The organism is Ignavibacteria bacterium (assembly GCA_041649015.1).
GTDB lineage: Bacteria > Bacteroidota > Ignavibacteria > Tepidaquicellales > Tepidaquicellaceae > CAIKZJ01.
The window spans coordinates 108,631-134,633 of the sequence record JBAZNU010000002.1; the positions used below are offsets into that span (position 1 = coordinate 108,631).

Annotated in this window: 18 protein-coding genes; 7 read left to right on the forward strand and 11 right to left on the reverse strand. The window is 34.2% G+C overall.

Going from position 1 to position 26,003, the window contains the following annotated elements; translation table 11 throughout:
* Nucleotides 1–4: 4 nt before the first annotated feature.
* The 4 genes from WC644_03660 to WC644_03675 form a co-directional block, all read right to left on the reverse strand.
* Nucleotides 5–2,812, reverse strand: a complete 2,808-nt coding sequence (locus WC644_03660) for a patatin-like phospholipase family protein (protein MFA5011031.1) — start codon at nt 2,810–2,812, stop codon at nt 5–7.
* A gap of 4 nt (nt 2,813–2,816) precedes the next feature.
* Entirely contained in the window at nt 2,817–4,169 is a 1,353-nt protein-coding gene (locus tag WC644_03665) for a sodium:solute symporter family protein (protein ID MFA5011032.1), read from the reverse strand.
* A 13-nt stretch (nt 4,170–4,182) separates the two neighbouring features.
* Nucleotides 4,183–5,139 carry an aminopeptidase gene (locus WC644_03670; protein MFA5011033.1) on the reverse strand — a complete coding sequence of 319 codons (957 nt, stop codon included), beginning with the start codon at nt 5,137–5,139 and terminating at the stop codon, nt 4,183–4,185.
* 141 nt (nt 5,140–5,280) lie between these two features.
* On the reverse strand, nt 5,281–6,198 hold the full coding sequence (locus WC644_03675; protein ID MFA5011034.1) for a septal ring lytic transglycosylase RlpA family protein: 918 nt from the start codon (nt 6,196–6,198) through the stop codon (nt 5,281–5,283).
* A 695-nt stretch (nt 6,199–6,893) separates the two neighbouring features.
* On the opposite strand from WC644_03675, the gene WC644_03680 reads away from it, so the two are divergent.
* Entirely contained in the window at nt 6,894–8,975 is a 2,082-nt protein-coding gene (locus tag WC644_03680) for a T9SS type A sorting domain-containing protein (protein MFA5011035.1), read from the forward strand.
* Nucleotides 8,976–9,031: 56 nt separating this feature from the next.
* Here the strand turns inward: WC644_03680 and WC644_03685 are convergent, their stop codons facing one another.
* On the reverse strand, nt 9,032–10,615 hold the full coding sequence (locus WC644_03685) for a methylmalonyl-CoA mutase family protein (protein ID MFA5011036.1): 1,584 nt from the start codon (nt 10,613–10,615) through the stop codon (nt 9,032–9,034).
* A 296-nt stretch (nt 10,616–10,911) separates the two neighbouring features.
* Here WC644_03685 and WC644_03690 point away from each other — a divergent pair, with 296 nt between their 5' ends.
* On the forward strand, nt 10,912–12,516 hold the full coding sequence (locus tag WC644_03690; GenBank protein ID MFA5011037.1) for a PNGase F N-terminal domain-containing protein: 1,605 nt from the start codon (nt 10,912–10,914) through the stop codon (nt 12,514–12,516).
* Between the two features lie 444 nt (nt 12,517–12,960).
* Here the strand turns inward: WC644_03690 and WC644_03695 are convergent, their stop codons facing one another.
* The 4 genes from WC644_03695 to WC644_03710 all read right to left on the reverse strand — a co-directional run bounded on the left by WC644_03695 (nt 12,961) and on the right by WC644_03710 (nt 17,627).
* Nucleotides 12,961–13,599 (reverse strand): sterol desaturase family protein, encoded by a 639-nt coding sequence (locus WC644_03695; GenBank protein ID MFA5011038.1) that lies wholly within the window; start codon nt 13,597–13,599, stop codon nt 12,961–12,963.
* A gap of 84 nt (nt 13,600–13,683) precedes the next feature.
* Entirely contained in the window at nt 13,684–15,513 is a 1,830-nt protein-coding gene (mutL, locus tag WC644_03700) for a DNA mismatch repair endonuclease MutL (protein MFA5011039.1), read from the reverse strand.
* 8 nt (nt 15,514–15,521) lie between these two features.
* Entirely contained in the window at nt 15,522–16,466 is a 945-nt protein-coding gene (ftsY, locus tag WC644_03705; GenBank protein ID MFA5011040.1) for a signal recognition particle-docking protein FtsY, read from the reverse strand.
* A gap of 18 nt (nt 16,467–16,484) precedes the next feature.
* On the reverse strand, nt 16,485–17,627 hold the full coding sequence (locus WC644_03710; protein ID MFA5011041.1) for an acyl-CoA dehydrogenase family protein: 1,143 nt from the start codon (nt 17,625–17,627) through the stop codon (nt 16,485–16,487).
* Nucleotides 17,628–17,870: 243 nt separating this feature from the next.
* Here WC644_03710 and WC644_03715 point away from each other — a divergent pair, with 243 nt between their 5' ends.
* Entirely contained in the window at nt 17,871–21,308 is a 3,438-nt protein-coding gene (locus tag WC644_03715) for an ATP-binding protein (GenBank protein ID MFA5011042.1), read from the forward strand.
* A 144-nt stretch (nt 21,309–21,452) separates the two neighbouring features.
* On the opposite strand, the gene WC644_03720 is transcribed toward WC644_03715, so the two are convergent.
* The gene (locus WC644_03720) at nt 21,453–21,923 is read right to left on the reverse strand and encodes a hypothetical protein (GenBank protein MFA5011043.1); all 471 of its coding nucleotides are present in this window, start codon (nt 21,921–21,923) and stop codon (nt 21,453–21,455) included.
* 85 nt (nt 21,924–22,008) lie between these two features.
* Here WC644_03720 and WC644_03725 point away from each other — a divergent pair, with 85 nt between their 5' ends.
* A complete protein-coding gene (locus WC644_03725; protein MFA5011044.1) occupies nt 22,009–22,278 on the forward strand; it encodes a hypothetical protein in 270 nt (89 codons plus the stop codon).
* Here the strand turns inward: WC644_03725 and tsaD are convergent.
* Nucleotides 22,275–23,315 (reverse strand): tRNA (adenosine(37)-N6)-threonylcarbamoyltransferase complex transferase subunit TsaD, encoded by a 1,041-nt coding sequence (gene tsaD / locus WC644_03730; GenBank protein MFA5011045.1) that lies wholly within the window; start codon nt 23,313–23,315, stop codon nt 22,275–22,277. The genes WC644_03725 and tsaD overlap by 4 nt on opposite strands.
* Before the next feature lie 136 nt (nt 23,316–23,451).
* On the opposite strand from tsaD, the gene WC644_03735 reads away from it, so the two are divergent.
* The 3 genes from WC644_03735 (at nt 23,452) to WC644_03745 (ending at nt 25,986) form a co-directional block, all read left to right on the forward strand.
* Nucleotides 23,452–24,639: an asparagine synthetase B gene (locus tag WC644_03735; GenBank protein MFA5011046.1), complete on the forward strand. Its 1,188-nt coding sequence runs from the start codon at nt 23,452–23,454 to the stop codon at nt 24,637–24,639.
* Nucleotides 24,640–24,695: 56 nt separating this feature from the next.
* Nucleotides 24,696–25,496 (forward strand): helical backbone metal receptor, encoded by an 801-nt coding sequence (locus tag WC644_03740; protein MFA5011047.1) that lies wholly within the window; start codon nt 24,696–24,698, stop codon nt 25,494–25,496.
* 253 nt (nt 25,497–25,749) lie between these two features.
* Nucleotides 25,750–25,986 (forward strand): hypothetical protein, encoded by a 237-nt coding sequence (locus WC644_03745; protein MFA5011048.1) that lies wholly within the window; start codon nt 25,750–25,752, stop codon nt 25,984–25,986.
* The last annotated feature ends 17 nt before the right edge of the window (nt 25,987–26,003 follow it).

Genomic DNA, 26,003 nt, shown 5'->3' on the forward strand with positions numbered 1-26,003 from the left:
TACTTTATAGATTATATCCAATAGAAAAATAGAAAGTATAGGGACCAAATACAAGACTTTCACTTGTAAATCCTTTATTAATTATGAACATTCTTCCAACAGAAAAACTCGCTTTTCCAATTGGAGTATCAAACTGCGTTGAAAATCCTAATCCATGCTGCAGGTCTTTAAATCTGATGTCTTCAGTGTTTTCCCATGTTTTACCAAGATCATAGCGAACAGATAAATAAGTATCAAAAAATAATTGAATTGGAAGTTTATATCTGTACTCCAAGGATGCAACAAGTATCTGCCTTCCCCTCATTTCATCTTCACGCATTCCGTAAAATGAGTCTTCGCCTCCCAGTGAGAAAAAATCATAATTCGGAGTCGTTTTATCTGTTATCCCAAAAACAAATTTCGGTCTTAGAATACTCAACTTACCGAGTGAAATAATGTGGGAAATATCCATTGAAAGTTTTGTAAAGGTAATTCCATCGTTTAGTTGATTTGTAGATGTTTCATAAATATAATTAAAATTTGTTCCTTTAGTTGCAAACGGATATTTATCTTCTGTGTCAATTCGTCCCCCAATTCGAAGTCTAAAAAGATTCAATTCATTTTCGGATGGGGTTACACCCTGAATAATATCTCTGTTAAGTTTTTCGTAAATAAGCTGACCAAACACAGTCCCAAATTTCTCCACCTGTGTGCCGAGCAGAAAAGCTGTACCAAAACGAATATCTCTGTATTCCCCATTATTTGTTATTATCAGCTCATCATTAGATTTAGTCTGAGTGTAATCAAAGATGTCTCTGTATCTGTAGTAAAAGGACCAATTATAAGTAAAAATCGTACCAAAGAACCTGTAAGATTTTAATTCAAGCTGGTAATTTCTGTCACGAAGCCCTCCTTGGGCAATAATTCCTAGTTCATTACCTGTATCAAAAAGATTCAGATTCCTGAAATCAAAATACAATTGCAGTTTTCTTTCATTATCTGCCCTAAATGAAAAACGAATATTTCTAGTACTTTTTTCAACAACATTTAATATTAGGTTTGGTGACTCAAGTTTATTTTCGTAATTAAAATACATGCTTACCTGTTGAAAAAGATTTGTCCCAGCAACACCACCGAGGGATTCTAGAAGATCTTTGCCCATTACAGGTCTGTCATTAGGTATATATGTTTCACTTAATATTAAGCTATTACTTGTCTTCTTATTTCCATTTATTCCAATATCTCTAACAATCCCATCAGTAAAATTTATTTCAAGGATTCCAGTTTCAAAGTTAAGATAAAACTTATCAATATCTATTAAAGAATAATCACGACTCCTAATAATACCGGTCAATTTTTCGAACAGAGTGTACATATCATTTCTGCTTATAATTTTCCCTTTATTACTATTTCCGTAATCAAATAAGATATCATTTATTGATGAAATAATCGCAGTATCAGCAGTTAGATCCATTTTTATACTATCAGAACTGTTAATATTGAATGATGAAATAATTTTATTAAGCACAGGATTACTTATAGAAACATATTCAATTTCAGTTTTTAATCCTGATTTATAAATATTTGCATAGACATCTCTAAATAATCCTGTTTTGTAAATATCTCTAATTCTCTTCTCTATTGTTACGTATCTTACAAAAGAATTCTCCTGTTCGAGGATAATAATATTCTTGAGTGAGTCAGGTATTAATTCGGAATTAAACTCAACACCTCCATTAAAAACAAAGTTATTGTAATTTAAAGATGCCTTCTCTTCTAAGGAATCCAATTTAAGCAATATACCGTTAATCATCTTTTCAGCAGCATGCTTTCCTTTTTCAACAACATAATTAATCCGATCGAAATCTGTAGCTTTCATATTTCCGAGATCAGGTTGAATGACAATGTCTGATTTCTGAATTTGTTCATCGTTTAGCTGAGCCAAAGTGATTGACAGAATCTGATCTGCAGTATTGATTGGATCTTTTAGTTCCTCCGTGCTTTTCAAAGGACTTGTAGAATTGACTGTAATTGTAAGATCGGCTCCCTTTTCTTTAGCAACATCGACCGGAATATTTGCCGTAAGTCCTCCATCAACAAGATTTCTTCCGTTAACCCGAGTAGGTGAATATAAAAGAGGATAAGTAAAAGAAGCTTTTATAGATTCACTGATGTTTCCGTCATCCAGAACAACTCTTTGACCTTTATCTAAGTCTGTTGCTACTGCATAAAACGGGACTTTTAGATCAGCAAAATTTTTCTTAGGTTTAAATCTTGCATTAAGAAAAGTAATATTAATAAGTTCAGATAGTTGTTGACCACTCGACAATGAATTCGGAAGCATCGGTTCAAATCCGTCAAGTGAAATTGTAATAAAGCCCTTATCTTGTGATTTCTTCTGGTCAACAAAAAGGAATTCTCTTTCGTATTTATTAGTTAAAGCAAGTTTAGATTTCCAGTCAACGCTTTTCGTAAATTCAACAATTTCATCAGGTGAATACCCGGAAGAGTAAAGTCCTCCCGTAATTGCACCTACACTCGTACCAACTATCATATCGAACTTTACACCATATTTTTCGAGTACATCAATAACTCCAATTTGAGCGAGACCTCTTGCTCCTCCACCGCTTAAAACGAGCGCAATTTTCTTCTTGGTTGTTTTTATCGGAAATATGTTAAACTTTGATGAATCAAATCGTTTTTCGGGATTTTTGTAAAGTTCAAGTCTGCTTACTAAAGTATCAGAATACTCCTGTGCTAATAATGGAGTATTAGTGTTTGCACAGAACAAACTAACAATAAGAAACAGAAATATTTTATTATAATTTTGCAAATATTTAATCTTTAAAAATTCTTCCGATTGAGTAAACCAATAATCCGAGAACAAGTCCGGGATACATTGGTTCAATATATCCAATATTAAAGATTATCCAAATAAATGAAAATAGAAATGAAACAATCATTGCACTAAAAATCCAGTATCTATTTATTTGTAATTTTTCGAAATAAGAAGAAACAATTCCGATTATTAAAGCAGGTATTGTCAGACTTCCGATAAGGTACCAAATCTGAACGACTGAAGGTACTAAAAGAGCAATTAGAACCGATAAAGCAGATGATATAAGAATCCCAATTTTAGAGTATAAGTTACTTTTGTCTTTGCTTCCTGTTAGTTTTACAATTATATCTCTTCCAAGTGTTGTCGCAGATATAAAAAGGTTAGAGTGTAGTGTTGACATAATTGTTGCTATCAACCCAATAAAAAAGAAACCTTTAGCAAAGTCAGGAAGAATATTCTGTGCAAGAAGAGGATAAGCCATAACAGGGTCTTTAATATTTCTTATGCTTGCAAAAGCATACAGTCCTGTTAAAGTTGTCATTGCATCAAAAACAAACCAAAAGAATAGTGATATAAAAACACCTCTGATTGCTGTTCTTTCAGAGTTAGCTGAATAACATCTTTGATGAAAAGCAGGATCAACTACAGCCCAGGCACCAATAAAAAACCAAACTAAAATATATGAAACTGAGTTACCACCTGTTAAATTAAGATGATTTGATGGAAGATTAGAAGTTAAATAATCAAAGTTACCGAGTTGTGTAAAGCAAAATGGTATAATTATTCCAAATCCAACAAACATAATGATAAATTCAAAAGTATTTACACGAACGTCTGCGTTTAATCCGCCTCTGATTAGGAAAACAATAGAAAAGCAAAGTGTAGCTAACATAGAAATCCAAAGAGGAAAACCAAATATCATTGACGTGATAATACCCAGCATAAATACATAAGGTGCAGGGGTTACTAGAAGAAAAACCAAAATAGCACCAAGTATGCTTACATTTTTCCCGTAAACGGAGTCCAATTTATCTGCAATTGTAAATAAATTTGTACGTCTGATTTTTTTTGCCAAAAAGACTGCAAAGAGAGTAATAAAAATATAGTACGGAAATGCATTCAGAAACCAGCTAGAAATTCCGTACCTGTATGTGAATTCGCCGACCCCGAGTATACCACCATAAAAAGAAGAAACGAGAGTTGCAACAAAAGCAGGAAGGGTCAATTTTCTTCCCATAACCAGATAATCCACTTCCGATTTATCGTTTCTGCCTGAGCGAAAACCTATCCATACAGCAACAATGAAGTACAGAACTATAAGAAGATAATCTCCAAGACCAAACTTAAGCAATTGCTAAATATTATTATACTAATTTACCTTTTTGCATTATTAACCTGCCATCGACGAAAACATCAGGAGAAATCACCAATCCATCAATATGACTTTTCACGTTAATATTTCCACCCATAGAAACATTGTTACCGAAAGCTATATGAATTGTTCCGTAAACTTTTTCATCCTCAAGAATCAATCCGCAAAGTTTGGCTTTATAATTCGTACCAATACCAAATTCTGCTATTGCTCTTGCTTCTCGTCCAACTTTATCTATCATTTCTTTAAATTTTGCAGCCTGATGACCCCCAGTAATTTCTTCGGCATATCCATTCTTTACAGTTACTGTTACAGGTTCGTCAAGCATACCGATACCTGCCAGAGAACCGTCAATAACTACAACGCCGAAAGATTTATCTTCCCAGGGTGCAAGATATACTTCACCAGACGGTAGATTACCACTGCTGCCTTTATTAACGATAACACCTGTACTTTCAATTACTTTTCTTCCTTTCATAGGCATAGTTATGTCTGTCCCTTTATCCGTAACAACCCTTATTTCTGAAGCAGGTTCGAGGAGGGCTTTGACTTTCAAAGAAAGTTCAACAACTTTCCGGGCATCAGCACTAAGACATCTTACCATTGTTTCCAGTCCGATACCAGGCATAGTAGCAATTCTGACACCTTCTTTTACTGCATTTCTGCGTGCATCAGTGTGTGTTAAAGACTTTGCTGTAGGGCAAACAACAACATCTACCATTTTCATTAATTCTGAAATCTGAGCAGGCGGTTCTTCGCCATTTATTTCGCGTTGTTTCATCTCAACAAGAAAGGCTTCTCTGCTTAACTGCTTTCCAGCCTCGAGTAGTGTCTGTCCGATTTCTCTTTTCGTTTCGTCCGTTATAATTAGTAAAGTTTCATTTTTCTTAAGATCCAGATAATCTTTTAGAGCAATAAGAGATGAATCAAATAGTTCTGTGTTTAACATGTTATACTTTTTATATTTTCAGTTTTACGAAAATAGTGATTATTATTACTATAATGAAGTTCAAAAATCAAGGAAAACAGAATTATAAAAGGTGATGAAATAAAAAAAGCCGAAACATTTCTGTTTCAGCTTTTAAATTCATCAACTTAGTATTTTTATGAGTTTAGCTTCCGAATTCATTTCTCTTATATCCTTCAAATCAATACTTGCATCATCAATAGTTTCGTAATATCCTAAATATACTTTAAAGCTGATTGTACCCTCATTAACAAGTTCAACTAATATAACATCCTTGTATTTTAAGGTTTCTAGATTTTCAATTAAAGCGTTAGCTTCATTTTCAGCACTAAACTGACTCACTTCTATTGAGTACCCCGTAAAAGTTGAAACTTTATCAGTTAAATCAATGAAATTCATCAAGTTAATACCGTAATCAGTTTGAGCTAAATTATCGAGTAAACTGTTATCTTTGTCAATTAATACCTTAACCTTTTTGAAAGTGCTGAGGATTCTCCTCAGTTCATCTTTAGAATCTTCATTCGTGATGTTAAGTTTTTTATCCTTTAGTTCAACAAAAACTTTTGAGTTTTTGCTGATAGCATCTTCGAAGAGGTTTAAAGGGACAGCATCTATTTCTTCATTTTCGACTAAATCAGTAGAATTAACTGGTTCATAGGTTTCAATCCTAACTTTAGCCAGTCCACCCATACCGATTTCATTCTTGGCCGCGTTTGAGAGGTCTATTATTCTACCTCTTATATACGGGCCCCTGTCATTAACCCTGACAATGGTATAACGTCCATTTTCCAGATTCGTAACCTTCAATATTGTATTGAAAGGCAGTGATTTATGAGCGCAAGTCAGCTCTTGAGTGTCGAATCTTTCTCCATTTGCGGTTTTTCTGCCGTGAAAACCGGGACCATACCAGGAAGCTGTACCTTCTTCCATGAATTCAGAGTAACTGCCAGAGGTCTGTGCATAGACAACAGATTCTCGTCCGCTAAAAAGAAAAACTAGATTTAATGCGATTAACAACATCGCACTAACGGATTTAAACAAAATATTTTCTCCTGTTTATGTTTGTAAAAAAACTTTCCGCTTTAATCTTTTTTTATCTGATTAGTGAGCGATTCCTTATGTTAAAGAACGAGTAATAATATATAAATAATTACCTTATATCGTTTTATGAGCAGTCAAGATATAAAAATTAACTTGTACTGTCAAGTATATTTGAAATAAATATTTTTATTGATTTCAATTTCAAAAATGATAAGTGATAAAAATATATAATAACATATAGTTAATAATGATAGTTAATGAGCTATTTATCGGATTTCTTGTTAGTATTGCTACTACATCATGAAAAATAAAAGAAAATCCACAAAAAAACCAATTTTATATTAATAATATATTACTGTTATATCATATAATTAGTAGAGAAAAACACAATTTAATAAATTTAAATGCACTTTTTAAGATAGACTATACTTAAAAAAAGACCTTAATAAGATAGGGTTGGACAGGATTTGTACTTAGATATTTAGATCAAAAAGACGAAAACAATGTTTATTTTTTGATCAATATCGTGTTTTTTTTGTATAAATAATTGCGTCGTGTTTGGAAAAGTAGATGTCTTCTCCCGTCTTATGATTTATGATATGTGAATAAAGTCGTACCATTTAGAATGAAATTATTTTTCACGATCTGAAAAGAATTTATATTGAAAAAGAGGAATCAGAAGAGTATTTTGTTGTATGAAATCTTTGAAATCTGTCTGTTTATTGCTTTTTTTCATAATTTCTGTAAAAACAAATGCTCAAAATATTTTTCAGATACAAAACCCTACATATTCTCCCGAATCATTTAATTCAATAAATTTCGTTTCAGTAACAGGATGGGTATTTGGGAACAACGGAATTGTTCTAAAAAGCACCAATGGCGGTACAAATTTTATTCAGCAGGTTTTACCAATAAATTCTGATATAAAAGGGCAAAGCCAGGTTAGTGCAGAGATATGTTATGTATATGATGATTCAGGAAGGGTATTCAGAACTTTAAATGGAGGTTTAAATTGGATATTCAATGTCGATTTTCCCTCAGAGATAAGCAGTCTCTGTTTTATAAGTTCTGAAAAGGGTTTCGCTTCAATAAACAATAGTATAGGACTTACTACTAATAGTGGTCTTAATTGGATTTTCATGTATCCAGATACAACGACTATTTATGATTTCAATGATATATACTTTATTAATTCATATACGGGATATATAGGGGCGATTAATGGCTCTACTAATTACGCTTTTGTGTTTAAAACCACAGATTCCGGCTTAAACTGGAATAAGTTCAATACTGGTGTGGACGCACTTGAGATGAACAATTTGTATTTTGCTGAAAATAATGGTTGGTGTGCAGGTGTTAGGTTTGGTAAACTATATACAATGAAAACATCAAATGGAGGAACAAACTGGTTCGAATCACATATACCAAATAATACATCAACACCAAATAATATCTATTTTTCTAATTCCGTTACAGGATATGTAACAACGAATACAGGGGTTCTTAAATCTACAAATAGCGGTCTGGACTGGTTTTTAATACGAGAAGTAAACGGAGTTAATGCTTCTTCATTCATCAATGAATCGGAATTTTTCTTAGCAGATTATAACTGCAGTGTAATGAAAACAAGTGATGGAGGACAGAATTTTGATACTTTACTTGGGAAACATAGCAGCTCATTAAGCAGGGTGCAATCCATTTCATCAAATGCAATATGGTGTAATGGAACGAGCTACTCAAACTGGAAATCGTCTGATGGCGGTGCAAACTGGATTTTTGATAATTATTCTAAATCTTTAAAAATTAAATTCACGGAGTTTTCGGATAACAACACGGGATATTCAATAGCAGACAGAGGGAACATTTTAAGAACATATAATTTTGGGAGTAACTGGAATCTTTTGTATGAATACTCAGGAGAGATATTCTCACTAACTTTTATCGACAACTATACTGGCTGGGCTTTTTCAAATGATAGCATATTAATGACAACGAATGGAGGGGCTCATTTTATAAATATTGCAAACACAAATTCGATAATTAGAGCTGTGTTCTTTGATGGTCAGAACGGATATGGGTTTAACGGAACAAAACTTTACAAGAGTACAAATTCAGGTGTTACCTGGAATCAGGTTTTGAATAATTTAATAAGGGATTTTTATTTTATTAATCATTTGACCGGCTGGGTGGTGTCTGAAGGGGACTCAGTTTCTTCTATACTAAGAACAAGTGATGGTGGTATGAACTGGATTCAAACCTCAACGTTACCAGTGAATGTTCAAAATATAAAGTTTCTAAACTATAATATAGGTTACTTGTTGTCGTATGATAAAATTTACCGTTCAACTAATGGGGGAGAATCATGGAAGTACATACGTTTTCCAACATCATTAAAAATCTTTGGTTTTGATTTTATAGATACCAATTCAGGATGGATGTGCGGAGAAAATTCACTTATTATGAAATTAATTGACGGGAGTGTAATTTATATTAATAATGATTCTGAAAATATTGAAAGTATAAGACTTTCTCAGAATTACCCAAATCCGTTTAATTCAGAAACAAATATTAGTTTTACACTTTCCAATGATTTATATACAACTCTAAAGGTTTATGACGTAAAGGGAATGGAAATAGCAGTAATAGTCGACAAATTACTTAATAAAGGAAGACATAACGTAAGATTTAAAGCGAATGGACTTTCAAGCGGGATCTATTTCTACGTTTTAAAATCAGGGGTTTCAATAATAACGAAAAAGTTTGTTCTTATTAAATAGAAAACCCGGGGAAAGATATCAGGGAAAAGTCAACTCAATTTTTAAATGTTGTTTCTTTAGAAAACAGCAGTTTCGTGATAGACTCCAAAGACTTCTTTGAGTTCGCTAATCATTTCACCAAGAGTAACATATTTACAGGCACAATCGAGAATAACGGGCATAAGGTTTCTGCCATCCTGAGCAGCTTTACCGAGTTCATCAAGAGCATTTTTGACATCTTTCTGATTTCGAGACATTTTAAGTTCTTTTAATCGCTTTACCTGCATTTCTTCAACAGATTTAGAAATCTGGAGAATCGGAATATCAATCTTTTCGTTTTCTTCAACAAAGTCGTTTACACCCACGACAATTTTCTCTTTATTATCGAGTTCTTTCTGGTATCTGTATGCAGCATTAGCAATTTCTTTCTGGAAGAAACCGTTCTCAATACATGCAATAACACCTCCCTGAGCGTCAATCATATCAAAATATTTTTCTGCTTCGGCTTCGATTTCATCAGTTAGTTTTTCGACATAATAGCTTCCTCCGAGCGGATCGGCAACATTTATAACACCGTGCTCATATGCAATAATCTGCTGAGTTCTGAGAGCAATCTTTACAGCTTTATCTGACGGCAAGGCAAGAGTTTCATCCATGGAATTAGTATGCAGACTTTGAGTACCTCCGAGAACAGCAGCAAGGGCTTCGATTGCAGTTCTGACAATATTATTTTCAGGCTGCTGCGCAGTTAATGAACAACCCGCTGTCTGAGTATGGAATCTGAGTATCCAGCTTTTAGGATTCTTAGCGCCATAATTATCTTTCATTCTTTTGGCATAAATTCTTCTTGCTGCTCTGAACTTAGAAATTTCTTCAAAGAAGTCGAGATGTGAATTAAAGAAATGAGATATTCTGGGAGCAAAAGCATCGACGTCCATACCTCTTTCGAGGCATGCTTCAACGTAAGCAAAGCCATCAGCAAGAGTGAAAGCGAGTTCCTGAGCTGCGGTAGAACCAGCTTCGCGAATATGATAACCGCTAACAGATACAGGATTAAACTGAGGTACTTCATTCGTACAATATTCAATCATATCGGTTATAATTCTCATAGATTCTTTCGGCGGATAAATAAATTCTTTTTGTGCAATGTACTCTTTTAGAATGTCGTTTTGCATTGTACCGCGAAGTTTAGAAAATGGAACATCTTGTTTTTCAGCAACAGCAAGATAAAAAGCAAATACCATAGCGGCTGGAGAGTTTATAGTCATTGACGTAGAAACCTTATCGAGCGGGATTCCGTTGAAAAGAATTTCCATATCTTTCAAAGAAGAAATTGAAACGCCGCAGATACCGACTTCGCCTTCAGAAAGGGGGGCGTCTGCATCCCAGCCCATAAGAGTAGGCATATCGAAAGCGGTAGAAAGACCTGTTTGGCCATGTTCGAGAAGATACTTAAATCTTTCATTGGTATCTTCGGGTGTACCAAACCCAGCGAACTGTCTCATAGTCCAAATCTTACCGCGATACATATTAGGATGAATGCCGCGTGTATAAGGGAACTCGCCTGGATACCCAAGTTTAGTATCATAATCATTATTTGAAACGTCTTCGGGAGAATAAACTACATCAAGTTCCTTACCGCTGAGTGAAGTGAACTTCATCCCAGTGGTTTTTAATGCTTTATTTTTTTCGAGCCACTCTTTCTTGTTTTTACTTATATTCATTTTCAAAAATTAGATTCAAATAATAAAAGAGGTGAAGGGTAAACCGAAGTTTATTGTTCCCTACACCTCTTTGCTTAGGAGGAATAAAACTTTGAAATATAAAACATAACTGATTTATAAAAGTTCAAATATTTATTCAAAAAAATTCATTTATTTTTGATTTTGTAAAATTAGTTTTTGTAGTTTAAAATAACAATATAATATCATAACTTTGAGCAAATAATTAACTATTCATGAAAATATTTTTAATATTGATCCTTTTCTCATTCGGCTTCAACACAGGGTTTACACAGATGAAGATTGTGTACGGAATAAGGAATAACGGGAAAGAGGAACTGAACGATTCTATTGTTGTTTATACGACAAAAGAAACAGTTCAGATAACAAAGCCGTCGTTCAGGAAGGAGAGGCAGTATATTGATTTCAAATCCGGACAGACGGTTCAAATGCTTGAGAATGGAGAAAAGGGGTATTATGCATTCAGGAAAAAATATGAAACCAAGTTTCATGAAATTGCACATGATTACAGCGAAATATTAGGTTATCCCTGTCTGAAAACAACATTGAATATCCGGTCGAACAAGGTAGAAGTATATTATACAGATATGGCAGAGAATTACGGGACACCATTATTATACATTGCAGAAATACCCGGGCTTGTATTAAAAGTAATCAGAAATGACAATTATGAGATTTATGCGAAGAATATTAATACTTCTGATGATTTTATAAAAGAGTCAATGATTCCAACGAATAATATTACCGAACTAAGCGAAGGAGAATTCCAGCAAAGATTAATTGATAGCAAATACAAAACATACGAGATATTCAGGAATGAAAACCTGAATTTTATTAGTGAGCATATAAATGATTTTACCAAGGATGTAATTAAAACAGCGAAGGGTTCGGTAGTTTTGAAGAAAGTTAATCTACCGATAATGAGCGAAAGCACAATAGCAATTGCAGAAGTGACGGTTCGTTCGAACGGCGATGCATACGACAGGACGGGATCTTTATTTGTAATACCTCTAACGGATAAGAGAAATTTCGCAGAAGCATTTCAAAATGGAATTGATGTACTTCCGAAGTATAAAAACGATTATGAAGGAATAGTAATAACAGAAGAATATGAACCTCCGCTTGAATTAATGAGATTTATAACATCATTCGGGTCGGGTTATTACGGAAAGGATAACAAAATCGGGGGGCTCGATTGGGAGGACTCAATAGTATACAGACTTGAAGTAACAGATCAACTAAAAGGATTAAAACAGAGCAGTGATGCTTATATAGGTGTGTTTGTAGGGAACTGGGATAAAGGAGGACATATAATAAGTTTACGAATAAAATATTTCGAGGAAACAGGATATCAAAATAAAGTTAAGTGGGTGGTGCCATTATTCAATACAGTAAGTTATATGGAAATGGAAGGGCAGGGATATATGGATTTATTCAGGACGGACACATTAAAAGTAAGAGCAGTAATACCCGACGGGCTCAAGAATATAAAATTAAAATTTGTGACAACGGGACACGGCAATGATGAATTTACTCCTAAAGTACATAAGATTTTTGTTGACGGTAAAGAAGTATTTAATTTAATTCCATGGAGGACGGATTGTGCAAGTTACAGAGAAAACAATCCTGCATCAGGAAACTTTCAAAATGGAATGTCATCTTCTGATTACAGCAGATCCAACTGGTGTCCCGGGATTGTAGTAACACCCTTTGAGATAATGCTTGATGATGTACATTCAGGTGAGCATGAATTTAAGTTGATAATACCTTCCGGAGAGAACAGTTACTGGAATGTATCCGGTTGTTTGACGGGTGAATAGTTATAAATTTGAAAGATTTATCGATTGTCATCAATTTGAGAAACCTAATAATGATTTGTACTTTAGGTTGATTTTAAAAGAGAAAACATACAGAGAATACTATGGTTATCGTGGTGTGATTATGTATTCATTGAGGATAAATCGGTCATTCATTGAGGTTAAGTGGCATGTTAAAGGCATAATAATGGCATGTTAAAGGCAATTTGAAGGCATGTTGTTAATAAGATACTGATATTACAGTAGAATAAGCAGTGTTTATTTTTTGTAAAAGTTTATATTTGCTATATTTTTTCACTTTTCCTCTTAACTGAATCTTTACTTAAGATACAAAAAATATATTTGGAAGTCAAGTCAGAAAACTATAAAAAATTCGGTAAGAATTTATTATTTAAAACAAAATAGCGGATTTAAACCCGCCATTTTTATCGGACAACTTGAATGAATTTATTCAATTGGCTCGGCTGCTTTTTCTTTAACAGGAACAGTGAAAAACACATAATCCCATAACGGATTACTAACTCCGTAGGCAGTATCGGGTGCGACGTAATGATGTTTTAAATGATATTCTTTTAAAAATTTGCCAAGCGGACTTGTCATTTTCCAATGGTGGGTCGCAAAATGAATAGTATCATAAAGAACATAACCAATTATGTATCCAGAGAGTACGGCAAGGAAATAATTATATCCGAATATAAGTGAGAATGCAAAATAATGAATAACTGCTAAAGGAATGCTTACGAGCAGAGGCATAACGAGTCTGGTTCTATCTCTGGGATAATCGTGATGAACGCCATGAGCAAGAAAATGAACCTTCTTACCTACTTCTGATTTTGGCTGATAATGAAAAACAAATCTATGCATAACGTATTCAAACAAAGTCCATAGAGCCAAGCCGGCAATAAAGAGAAGGGCATACGACCCGATGGAAGTTCTCTGCAAACCGAAATAGGAAATTATAATAACAAGGGGCACATAGACCACGACAGGTGTTGCAGGATGTATATGTGAAAAATATTCAAGAAAATTATTCTTGAATAATCTGACTGATTCATTCCTGTTAGATACAAAAAGCCTTTTTGACATAGTATAAAATATGAATTATATTATTTTTTAGTAAGAACAAATTATTAAAAAGGTAACAATATTAAAAAACAAATTTTAAAAAGTTTAAGTTCTAGAAAATCTCTTATCAAGTTCTTCAGTTGAAAGTCTAATGACAGTTGGTCTTCCGTGCGGGCATACATAGGGCAGTTCTGCGGCAAAAAGAGAATCAATAAGGTTAATCATTTCTTGAGTCTGCAATCTTTCACCTGATTTAACGGCATTTCTACAAGAGAAAGATTTTGCAAGATTATCACGTTTTTCGAGATGCAAACTGACTTCGTATTCTTTATACTGGTCTATTAATTCCTGAAATATTTTGTTCTCATTTCCGGGTTTCACATCAGAGGGAATACCTTTAATTTCAACAACATCATTAACGGTAAATTTTAAGGCGAAGCCAAGATTATGAATTTCATCCTGCAGTGATTTAGCCAGCTGGTAATCAACTTTTGTAAGTTGAATTTTTATAGGTATTAACAACTGCTGGGAAAAAGATGAATTTGAGTTAAGCCTCATCAGTGCCTTTTCATAGAGTATCCTTTCGTGAGCCGCGTGCTGGTCAATAATCATGAGGCCGGCATCAGTTTCACACATTATGTACTTATTCTGGTACTGCCATACGTTAAATTTTTCGTCAGTATCTTTCTTTGTATGCTCAAAAACATCTTTTCGATTATCAACCTCTGTTTCATCAGGAATTAAATTCACATTTTCGTTTCCGAAATCGGCATCATCTTTCTTTGAAGCCTCGAATATGCTGTGTATAGCAGTTGTTCCTCTTGTAGAAGGGGAGGAAGAGAAACTTTTATTATCGGGAATGTTAAGATTATAATTCTTATGTTCAAGAGTATCGGGAACTTTACCAAGAGATTTATCATTTCCGAAACCAATATCAAAAGTAATATTACTTGCCCGAAGATTATCTTTAACAACTTTTCTCAAGAAACCGAAAATAGCGCTTTCATCTTCAAACTTAACTTCAAGCTTAGACGGATGAACGTTAACATCAACCTTTGTCGGGTCTATATCAATGAACAGAAAGAAAGAAGGGTAATTTCCTTTCTCGATTAAATCATCGTAACCGGAATAAACAGCAAAATTAAGATTTTTGCTGGTGAAGAATCTATTATTAAGATAAAAGAACTGGTCTTGCTTTGATTTTCTTGTAAATCCCGGTTTAGAGATGAATCCGTTTACTTTAATAAATGCTCCTTCAGCATTAACTTGAATAAGGGATTTGCTGAAATCATCTGTAAAAATATCTTTAAGGCGTCCGAATAAATCAGCAGTCTTTAAGTTAAATACAAGTTCATCGTTGTTAAAAAGTTTAAACTCGATTTCAGGGTTTGACACAACCTGTCTGACAAAGGTTTCGTAAATATGCCTGTATTCCGTCTGGTTTGATTTCAGAAAATTCCTTCTGCCCGGGGTGTTATAGAATAAATTCTTCACTGATATAGAAGTACCTATATCGGTATTAACTTTTGAAACTTCTATAATTTCATTTCCGTCAATCCTTACGAGAGAGCCCACTTCATCGTTTGATGTACGCGTTTTAAGTTCAACTTGTGATATAGCGGCAATAGAAGCAAGCGCTTCGCCTCTGAAACCGAGAGTCTGTATATTTTCAAGGTCTTCGTATGTTTCGATTTTACTGGTTGAATGTCTTTGGAAAGCTACCACTGCATCATCTTCAGACATACCCGAACCGTTATCAATTACCTGAATTAAGCCTTTGCCTGCATCTTTTATGATTACAATAATTTCAGATGCTCCAGCGTCTATAGAATTTTCCACAAGTTCTTTCACAACAGCTTCGGGTCTGCCGACTACTTCACCTGCTGCAATTTTATTGTACAGCACCTGCGGGAGTATTTTTATTTTATTGCTCAAGGTAAAATTTATTTCTCAAAAATGGCTTTTACAAAATCATCGCTATCAAAAACCTGAAGGTCATCAATCTGTTCGCCCACACCGATAAATCTAACGGGGATTTTTAGCTCGTTATTTATTTTAATGACAATACCGCCCTTTGCAGTGCCATCGAGCTTGGTGAGTATAATACCTGTAACTTCACCAAGCGCATTAGCAAATTCTTTGACTTGATTGAGACCGTTTTGACCTGTTGTCGCATCGATTACGATAAACGTTTCATTCGGTGTATCCGGAATAACTTTTTGCATAACTCGTTTAACTTTTTTAAGTTCTTCCATCAAATGAGATTTGTTATGAAGTCTTCCTGCAGTATCGATAATTACCACATCAACATTTCTTGAAACCGCTGCAGAGATAGTATCGTAAGCTACAGATGCAGGGTCTTTTGTAGAAGGATTCTGAATAATGTCGACACCCGCACGCTTTGCCCATATTTCAAGCTGTTCGTTTGCAGCCGCTCTGAAAGTATCTGCAGAGCCGATAAGTACAGATTTGCCGGTTTTCTTGAAGTTATGAGCGAGTTTTCCGATTGAAGTAGTTTTCCCAACACCGTTTACACCGACAACCATAATGACAAACGGTTTTTGGGCTATCGAGAAATCGAATGTTTTAAATTGAGATGTTGAATTTGCAAAAATCTTTTTTACTTCTTCGCTAATTAAGTTATTAAGCTCATCATCATTCTCATACTTATCGGTTTTAGCTCGTTCTTTAATGCTGTTAAGAATAGTTTCAACTGTATCGTAACCAACGTCTGATGATAAGAGGATTTCTTCGAGTTCGATCAAAAAATCATCGTCAATCTTCTTCTTAGCGTAAACAAGTCTGTTAATTTTTCCGAACAGGTCATCTTTTGTTTTTGTTAATCCGTCCTTTAGCTTATTGAATCCAATCTTGTCTAAAAAAGACATTATTCCTCCGTTGTCTTATTATTCTTTTGTTAAGTTCTTTGCAATAATCATTCTTTGAACTTCAGAAGTACCTTCACCAATAGTTAGAAGTTTAACATCGCGGTAAAGTTTTTCCACTGGGAATTCTTTTATGAAGCCATATCCGCCGTGAATTTGTACTGCTTCGTTTGAGGCTCTAACGGCAACCTCACTCGCGAAGAGTTTTGCCATTGAGGCAGCCATGTTTATGTTTTCTCCTGCGTCTTTCATAGCAGCTGCTTTGTATGTAAGAAGTCTTGAGGCTTCAATTTCTGTCTGCATTTCTGCGAGTTTAAACTGAGTTGCCTGGAACTCACTAAGAGTTTTACCGAACTGTTTTCTTTGTTTAGAATATTTTATACTTGCATCAAGTGCACCTTGCGCAAGACCGAGTGAAAGAGCGGCGATAGCAATCCTTCCTCCGTCGAGAATCTTCATCACCTGCTTAAAACCTTCATGCTCAACGCCGATAAGGTTCTCTGCAGGGATTTCAACATTTTCAAAAATCAGTTCAGCCGTATCAGAGGCTCTCATACCGAGCTTGTTTTCTTTCTTTCCGACTCTAAATCCTTTAGTTCTCGGTTCAAGAATGAAAGCAGAAATCTTGTTTTTACCTTCTATTTTTGCTGTAATGGCAGTAATAACGTACGTTCCGGCAACAGTACCTTGAGTAATGAACATCTTGCTGCCGTTTAAAATATATTTATCGCCCTTTTTCTCTGCAAAACTTGCCATAGATACAGCGTCGCTCCCTGAGACGTTCTCAGTAAGACCCCACGCTCCGTATTTCTTACCAGTAACAAGGTCGGGAAGGTATTTCTTTTTCTGTTCATCATTTCCAAAAGAACAAATATGGTTAGTACAGAGACCATTATGAGAGGCAACAATCAGACCAACAGAGGGATCCACTCTTGATATCTCTTCAATAATCAAAGCGTACTCGAGTGTGCTTAAATTTGCACCTCCGTATTCTTCGGGAAAGGTTATTCCGAGAAATCCCATCTCGCCGAGTTTCTTTGCTATTTCGTGAGGGAATTCCTGCGGTTCATCGTATTTCATAACAACAGGGGCGATTTCTTTTTGAGCAAAGTCTCTAGCAAGTTTTTGCGTTTCTAACTGATTCTCCGATAGTCTAAAGTCCATATTCACTTTAAATTTTTAATAACAAATAATTTATATTATCTTATCAATTTAAACAATTGAAACCGAATAAAATTCTAAACGATAAAATTGTGTCAATCAGATAAGCCGCAATAAGGATTATTATATATTTTTCTTATAATAATCAGTATATAGAAAATCCTTGTAAATTGAAAGCAAAAAAATTAAATTTAAGAGTGTTTTTTTGCAAATAATTCCCATAATAATCTACAAAGGTGATTTTTAATGCGCAATAGATTTTTACTTATTATTATATTCACATTTCTTTCTCTGAATGTTTTTTCTCAGGAATACTTCATAAAATCTTATAATACACAGGACGGTCTGGCAACTAGATTAGTTTATGATATTTGCCAGGATAGCAGCGGTATAATATGGGCGGCAACACATGATGGAATAAGTTCATACGATGGGTTTAATTTTAAGAATTATGACAGAACCGACGGATTACCAGAGCAGCATTATAAGCGAGTAAAACTTGATGAAAAGGGCATAATATGGTGTTTCCCATTTTACAATAATGATACTATAATTTACTTTGATAAGAATAGTTTAAATAGATTTAAAATATTAAACATTCCAGATAACACTTTTATGATAACAGATTTTGCTGTGATGTACATTGATGAAAAACCATTATTATGCGTAGGCGGCAACAATGGAATTTATATGTATAAAGATGAATTATGGCAAAGATTTTATTATACAGATAACTCAAGAGATAATTATGTAAATCGTGTAATAGCTAAAGGGGGAAAATTTTATTTCGCAACAAAGTCGGGAATATATATTATTGAAAATGAGAAAATCGACCGAAGCTTAAATGAGAAATTAACTTTTACGCAGGACGAACTTCTAACGATAGAATTTGAAAATACAGGGAAGCAGAATGAGAAATTATGGGTATTAAGTTACGATCGACTGGGATATTTTGAAGATGATAATTTCAGAGTATATAAAAGTGATTTACAACTTCCAACATTTTACACGAACGAATCCGGATTTATAGGTTTTCACGAAAGAGGAAGAATAATATTCGGTAATAATAATTCTAAATATTTTATAAGCAGAGATTCGGACAAAATGATGCCTTTAATGACATCAAACGGATTTTCATCAAACGGTGCTGCATCGTTGTTTATTGACAGAGAGAAGAATGTTTGGTTTGCAGATACGAGGGGTGTGGATAAAATCAATAAATTATCTTTAGTAAATTATTTTGTCAGCAGCGGGCTTCTTGACAATGATGTAACCGCAATAACGGAAGTAACGGAGAGTAAGTTTGTTTTTGGACATATTAATGGTTTGACAGTACTTGAAAAGGATAACAATTTCAAGAGATATAAATTCGAGTATGATAGAACCAACTCTGCAAGAGTACTGGATATGATCAAAGATAATGACGGGAATGTGTGGTTTTCAGCCTCTGGGAACGGCGTGGGGAAAATGTACCCTGACGGAAAGATAAAATGGTATAAAAGTGAAAACGTAAAACAATTTAATAGTATAAATAAGGATATAAAAGGAAGAATATGGGTGGGCACTATTTCTGAAAAAAATGATATATTTATAATTAAAGATAACAAACTGGTTAAATATGAATACAGCGATAATATAATTAATACAAATAGAAAGCTGTATGCATCAGATAGAGGCGGAATGTACGTATTGGGAAACAATGGAGTTTGGTATGCAGATGATAAAGGAGCAAAACAGATACCGTCAAAAATCGGAAATAAAATAAATGCTTATTCATATTATAAAAATAAATCAGGAACAGAATTTGTTGGTACATCCACAGGTTTGTACTTTATTGACAATAGACTACTTGTGAAGTATAATAATAATGGGATTGAGATATCAAAACCAATTTATTTTATTATACAGGATAAAGAGGGTAATTATTGGTTAGGTTCAAATGATGGTGTGATAAAATGGAATGGAGAACAGAATATTGAATTAATAAACACTCAAAATGGACTTGCCGGTATAGAAACAAACCGTTCTGCGGGAATAATAGACTCAGAGGGACGTATATGGGTAGGAACAGATTTGGGATTATCCTGTTTTTTGCCTGAATACAATAAAATACCTGTTTCTGTACCTGAGTTAAAAATACTGGATTTCGAGGACAGTAAAGGATTTAAGTACAATCTTTATGATGAAAATTCTATTTCGCATAACGATAATACTCTTAAATTCAACTTCAGGGGTATTTCTTATGTGAATGAAGAATCGATGTTATACAAATATAAATTAGATGGATACGATAAACACTGGCAGGAAATAAGTCAATCGATGCTTGATAAGGTAAAGTATGTAAACCTAAATTCCGGTGAATATCAGTTTAGTGTTATGGTGAAAAATTTCTCCGGCGAATGGAGTGAAGTAAAAACATCGGGTATAATAAAAATAAATTCTCCATTTTATAAGTCATGGTGGTTCCTTTTTTTGATGTTAATTATCTTTGGCGGCATGGTAGCGTCTTTTGTAAAAATACGGGATCAAAAATCACAGAATGTCAAACTCGAAAAGGAGATTCAAATCCGTAAAAAAACCGAACAAGAATTAATTGACAGCAAAAGAAAATATCAGGATTTAATTGAACTATTACCGGAAACAGTTTATGAGATTGACATACAAGGTAATATTATATTTGTGAATAGTTATGGATTAAAAATGCTTAACATAACATCTGAAGAATTGGAAAAGGGCATTAATATTTCAGAAATCATAATACCTGCGGAGCATGCTTACCTGAAAGAAAACCTTAATAATATACTAAGGAATGAAACATTGTATAACATCAACTATACATGTATTACAAAGACAGGGAAGAGAATACCCATTAGTGTTAATGCTGCTCCAAAAATAGAGAACGGTGAAACGGTTGGAATAAGGGGCGTTGCAATGGATATGACAGAACATATTCAGATACAGGAAGCATTAATAAAACATGCAAAAGAATTAAAGGATTTGAATGCAAGTAAAGACAAATTTTTCTCGATTGTAGCACATGACTTAAAAAGTCCGTTTCAGGGACTTTTGGGTTTTTCAGAATTCCTTTACACCGATTTTGATGTACTGACAGAAATAGAAAGGAAAGAATACATAGGACATGTCAGAACGTCTGCGAGAAATGCACATAATTTACTTGACCATCTCTTACAATGGTCGAGACTTCAAACGAACAGAATAGAAGTTATACCTCAGAAACTGAATTTATATTCAGAAGTGAATTCCGTAATTGAACTACTGATTTCGAATGCTATCAGAAAAAGAATATCCCTAATCAATAATGTTAATAAGGATATTTACATAATAGCTGATGTTAATATGCTGAATTCCATACTACAAAATTTAATATCAAATGCATTAAAGTTTACCCGCCAAGACGGAGAAGTCAAAATTGAAAGTGAAACAATAAATGGTGTGGTAAAAGTTAAAATCATTGATAATGGAGTAGGAATGGATGATGTAGATATCAAGAAATTATTTGAAATTGACCAGCAATATACACGGTTAGGTACGATGAATGAGAAAGGAACCGGCTTAGGTCTTTTATTATGCAAAGAAATGATAGAACTTAACGGAGGCAATATAAGTGTAGAAAGCGAATTAGGAAAAGGGAGCAAGTTTATTATTGAACTACCGAGAGTATAATATTATTACTGCCTGATTATTATTTCACATTTCTTTAGATTAAAATAAAGAATCTCAACGATAAAAAATATTAAAAAAGATTCTATCAAAACAAATTTTTAATCACAGACAGATATCTGACGGTTTAAAGAAAGATTATTGTTTTTATCCGTTATCAGCGATGCTTTCGCTTCCGCTAAGAAGGCTTTGCAGATTGATAGTCGAAGCTTTCGTTTGTGTTGCGAGAGCGACGTAATTTCTAGCAAGGTTATCTTTGCCCGCGCCGAGAATAGAGCTAACAAGACCGAGCGATTCGGCAAGCTTATCGGGTTTTATATTTTTGAAAATAATCTGCCAGATGTTTTCTTCGAGGGCGTTAATAGCAGTTTGAACTTCATGCAGGTCGTAGCCGCTGGCGAACCTTTCTTTAGCAATCTTCTCTGTATAATTTAGCATCGGAATAAGTTCTTTCTTATTTGCGCATTCAATTACCTTTTTGTAGAGGTTTGTGAGCTTTTGTTTTGTAATTGAGGAGCCTTCTTTTGTGTAACCTTTCAGTTTTACTTCGTTAATCTGTCTGCATGAATCTTCAATAACTTTTTCTTTATTCTTTTCAAGAAGGGAAATTATATTCATAACATTTATATTGAAATTTTATTAAATTATTGTATAAAATACAAATGCTTTAAAAAGCGTTCAAGTCAAATTAAATACATAGAATATGGATACAATATTTTTAGTATTAAGTCTTTTTCTGCCGAGGATAGCACTACTTATTTATTATTTTATTCATCAGATACCATATAATCAGGTACCATTTGTTGGAGATGTACTGCTCACAATATTCCTGCCCAGAGTTCTGATATTAATATTTGTTGCGGAAAACCTCGGGACTTCGAGTCCGTGGTTTTGGATACATTTGATTGCAGCAGTAATGGTATGGTCGGGATTTGGGAAATACGGCAAGGGCAAGATGAAGAAAAAGGATTAAAATTTAATGTAGTCCAGGCGTGGTCTTGCTTTTACAGAGAGAGATTCTTTTATAAAATAATCTTGATTATTTGATATAATGTATTTGAAATATGCCGTGATACCTATCATTGCAGCGTTATCGGTGGAATACACAATGTCAGGAATGTAAACCTTTACGTTGCATTTTTGAAGTTCGTAAAACATTTTCTTTAAGTAAGAGTTTGCGGATACGCCTCCGGAGACAGTAAGAAAATCAACATGAAATTCTTTTATAGCTTTCTTCACTTTAAGATAGAGTGTCTCAACGGCTATATGCTGGAATGAGGCAGCAATATTGCTAATAAGCTCATCTGACCTGTTCGAATCATATTCAATTTCTTTCAGGAAATACAAGACAGAAGTTTTCAGACCGGAGAATGAGAAATTGTATTTAGTATTTTTAAGCTGTGCGATAGGAAATTTATGAAAGTTGATATCGCCATATTTTGCGTATTTATCGATAAGCGGACCTCCCGGATATCCGAGTCCCATCATTTTAGCGACTTTATCGAAAGCTTCACCTACTGCGTCGTCAATAGTTGTACCAAGAATTTTATGCTTGAAGAAATCTTCCACAAGAACTAGTAATGTATGTCCGCCTGAGACAATAAGCGCAAGGAAGGGGAAATGCGGTTTATTATTACTGAGGAAAGGGGAATATAAATGTGCATGAATATGATTCACGGGAATGAAGGGGACGGATAACGAAGCGGCGAGAGATTTTGCAAAATTAAGACCGATAAGAATTGCCCCGATTAAACCCGGTTCGGAAGCGGCTGCGATAAGATTAATGTCTTTCAGATTGAGGCCTGATTTAGCAAGTGCTTTTTCAGTCATTTCTGTGATTTTCCTGAGATGTTCGCGGGAAGCTATCTCTGGTACTACGCCTCCGAAAGTCTTATGGTATTCCTGCGAAAGAATAATGTTTGAAAGCACTTTATCATTTTGCAGAACAGCCACAGAAGTCTCATCGCACGACGATTCAAAAGCTAAAATATTTAAACTATATGTATTCAAAGATTGTTACAATTTGTAATAGGGTGTCTTGTATGCAAATTAATTCGATTAAATGAATTTTAAAACATTAAAATTAATATTTATACTGTTTTTATGTAATGGCTTTGTTTTTTCCCAATCAAAGCTTTTGGTACCAATGGAAACATCAGGTCAGGCAAATCACCTTAAAGCATACGGCATTGCATATAGGTTTCTTCTTGAAGGAGGGGAGCTTGACTGGCTTCTGAATTACAAAAGTGGTGCGTTTATGTTTAATTATTCATCGAGAATTGAAGATGAATGCAAATTGAAGGGTGTGAGTTATGAACTTCTGGACGGTACCGCTGCTGCACAGGTTTACGCAAGTGTAAAAGATGACAACAATAACATGGATGTAATACGGCTCGAAAAGGTTGCCAAGATAGCAGTATATGTACCTCCAAATGCTTTGCCCTGGGATGATGCAGTTCAGCTTGTTCTGGACTATGCAGAAATCCCATATCAAAAACTCTGGGATGAGGAAGTTTTATCTGACAAGCTAAAGGGTGTTGACTGGGTACATCTTCATCATGAGGATTTCACGGGGCAGTACGGAAAGTTTTTTGCGAATTACGGAGCATCGCCCTGGTACATGACACAGAAAGCCGTAAACGAAGAAATGTCAATAAAGCTCGGGTTTAACAAAGTATCGAAGCTAAAATTAGCCGTAGTGAAAAAACTGAAAGAATATGTTTCGAACGGGGGATTCCTTTTTACGATGTGCAGTGCTACGGACACTTACGATATAGCGCTTGCGAGCCAGTACACTGATATCTGCGATGTGATGTACGACGGCGACCCTTTCGACCCGGATGCAAATTCAAAACTGGATTTTTCGGAATGCATGGCGCTTGAAAATTTTCAGGTGGAGCTGAACCCTTACGTTTACAGGTATTCAAACATCGATATCACGCAGGATTTGCTTAACATAGGACAGTTTAATGATTACTTCAAGCTTGTAGAATTTTCGGCAAAGTTAGATCCTGTACCTTCGATGCTGACTCAATGTCATACGGCGCTGGTTGCGGGTTTTCTTGGACAGACGAGCGGATTCAGAAAAGAATTTCTTAAGAAGAATGTAATAGTGATGGGAATGAATGAGGGATTAAATCTTGTGAAGTATATACACGGTAATTACGGAAAGGGGACATTTACGTTCTTCGGAGGTCATGACCCGGAGGACTATGCACACCTTGTGGGTGCACCACCGACGGAATTGAATTTACATCCGAATTCCCCCGGATACAGACTAATCTTAAACAATGTACTTTTTCCGGCAGCAAAAAAGAAGAAGCTAAAGACTTGAAACGATATTCGTTAATATTTCTTTTACTACTTTTTTTCATTTCATGCAAAACAGAAATGGATAAAGAACGAATTTCAGTAATTGACGACCTTGGGAATGAATTTGATTTCAATGAAAAACCTGTAAGAGTAATTTCACTCGCTCCGAGTATTACGGAATCTATCTTTTTTCTTGGACTCGATTCAAATCTAATCGGGGTCACACAATACTGTGATTTTCCGGAACAAGCAAAACTGAAGACTAACATTGGCGGTATGCTTGATCCTAATCTGGAGATAATAACAAATCTGAACCCAGATTTAATTTTCCTTACAACGGAAGGTAATTCACAGATTACATATAAATCATTGAAAGACCTTGGTTTAAGGGTTTTTGTCCTTAATCCTAAAAATGTTGATGGTATCGTGTCCTCACTTGAAAAATTGAATTTAATATTTAAAAATCCTGTTAGCGATAGTGTACTTAAAGATTTTAAAATGGAATTGAAATCATTATCCGATGATTCACAAACAAGAATGTATGCAGGATTTCTTGCACTGAAACCACTCATCACTTTTAATAAAAAAACATTCCTCAACGATGTTTTTAAAATGAGCGGTTTTTCTAATGTATACGAAAATGAAAATCTTGATTATCCTTCAATTGCAGAGGAGGACCTTTTCTCAAGAAATCCTGATTATCTTTTCATATTCGCTGATAAATCAAAAGAATTAAGTATCATAAAAGAACTTGAGCAAAGATTTGATCGACTTAAATCCGTGAGGGAAAAATCTTATTTTGTACTGGACGAAAATGTATTCACAAGACCGGGTCCAAGGGTGTTAAATTCTATTAAAATGTTAAAAACCATACCTTGAAAATTGTTATGATTGAATATTATATGTAAATTATTCATGAAGTATAATAGTATACATACTATATTATTAAACGTATATACTATGATATTAAATATAAATTCTGCATTTATCCTCTATATTATATATAAAAAGTACATAAACTACTGATAATACGTGCTTTATTTTATTTTTCTAAATTGTTATTTTGGCACACTAATTGCTACACAAACTATATGTATTTATGAAATTAAAAAATTGAATTAAAATAAACATTTTGATAAAGAAAATTTTAAATATAGCAGTTGTTTTACTTTTAAGTTCAGTCGGATTTTCAGCAGCACAAGATTTTATATCCTTGAATGATAATGAAAACGGTACAAAATTGACTTTATCTAACATTGTTTCAGAAGAATTCTTACCTCAAGACACAATACCAAACGCATCAGAAATTGAATTGTTGAACAGAGGATACGATTATACTAACAAAAGAATGTATAATAGAAGCAATTAATTCATTTAATCAATATT

Excerpts from the sequence above, each read along its gene's own strand:
- WC644_03670 (MFA5011033.1), bottom strand. The coding sequence starts at position 5,139 with ATGTTAAACACAGAACTATTTGATTCATCTCTTATTGCTCTAAAAGAT.
- WC644_03680 (MFA5011035.1), top strand. The coding sequence starts at position 6,894 with ATGAAATCTTTGAAATCTGTCTGTTTATTGCTTTTTTTCATAATTTCT.
- WC644_03685 (MFA5011036.1), bottom strand. The coding sequence starts at position 10,615 with ATGAAGTTCACTTCACTCAGCGGTAAGGAACTTGATGTAGTTTATTCT.
- WC644_03690 (MFA5011037.1), top strand. The coding sequence starts at position 10,912 with ATGAAAATATTTTTAATATTGATCCTTTTCTCATTCGGCTTCAACACA.
- WC644_03695 (MFA5011038.1), bottom strand. The coding sequence starts at position 13,599 with ATGTCAAAAAGGCTTTTTGTATCTAACAGGAATGAATCAGTCAGATTA.
- ftsY (MFA5011040.1), bottom strand. The coding sequence starts at position 16,466 with ATGTCTTTTTTAGACAAGATTGGATTCAATAAGCTAAAGGACGGATTA.
- WC644_03710 (MFA5011041.1), bottom strand. The coding sequence starts at position 17,627 with ATGGACTTTAGACTATCGGAGAATCAGTTAGAAACGCAAAAACTTGCT.
- WC644_03715 (MFA5011042.1), top strand. The coding sequence starts at position 17,871 with ATGCGCAATAGATTTTTACTTATTATTATATTCACATTTCTTTCTCTG.
- WC644_03720 (MFA5011043.1), bottom strand. The coding sequence starts at position 21,923 with ATGAATATAATTTCCCTTCTTGAAAAGAATAAAGAAAAAGTTATTGAA.
- WC644_03725 (MFA5011044.1), top strand. The coding sequence starts at position 22,009 with ATGGATACAATATTTTTAGTATTAAGTCTTTTTCTGCCGAGGATAGCA.
- WC644_03735 (MFA5011046.1), top strand. The coding sequence starts at position 23,452 with ATGGAAACATCAGGTCAGGCAAATCACCTTAAAGCATACGGCATTGCA.
- WC644_03740 (MFA5011047.1), top strand. The coding sequence starts at position 24,696 with ATGGATAAAGAACGAATTTCAGTAATTGACGACCTTGGGAATGAATTT.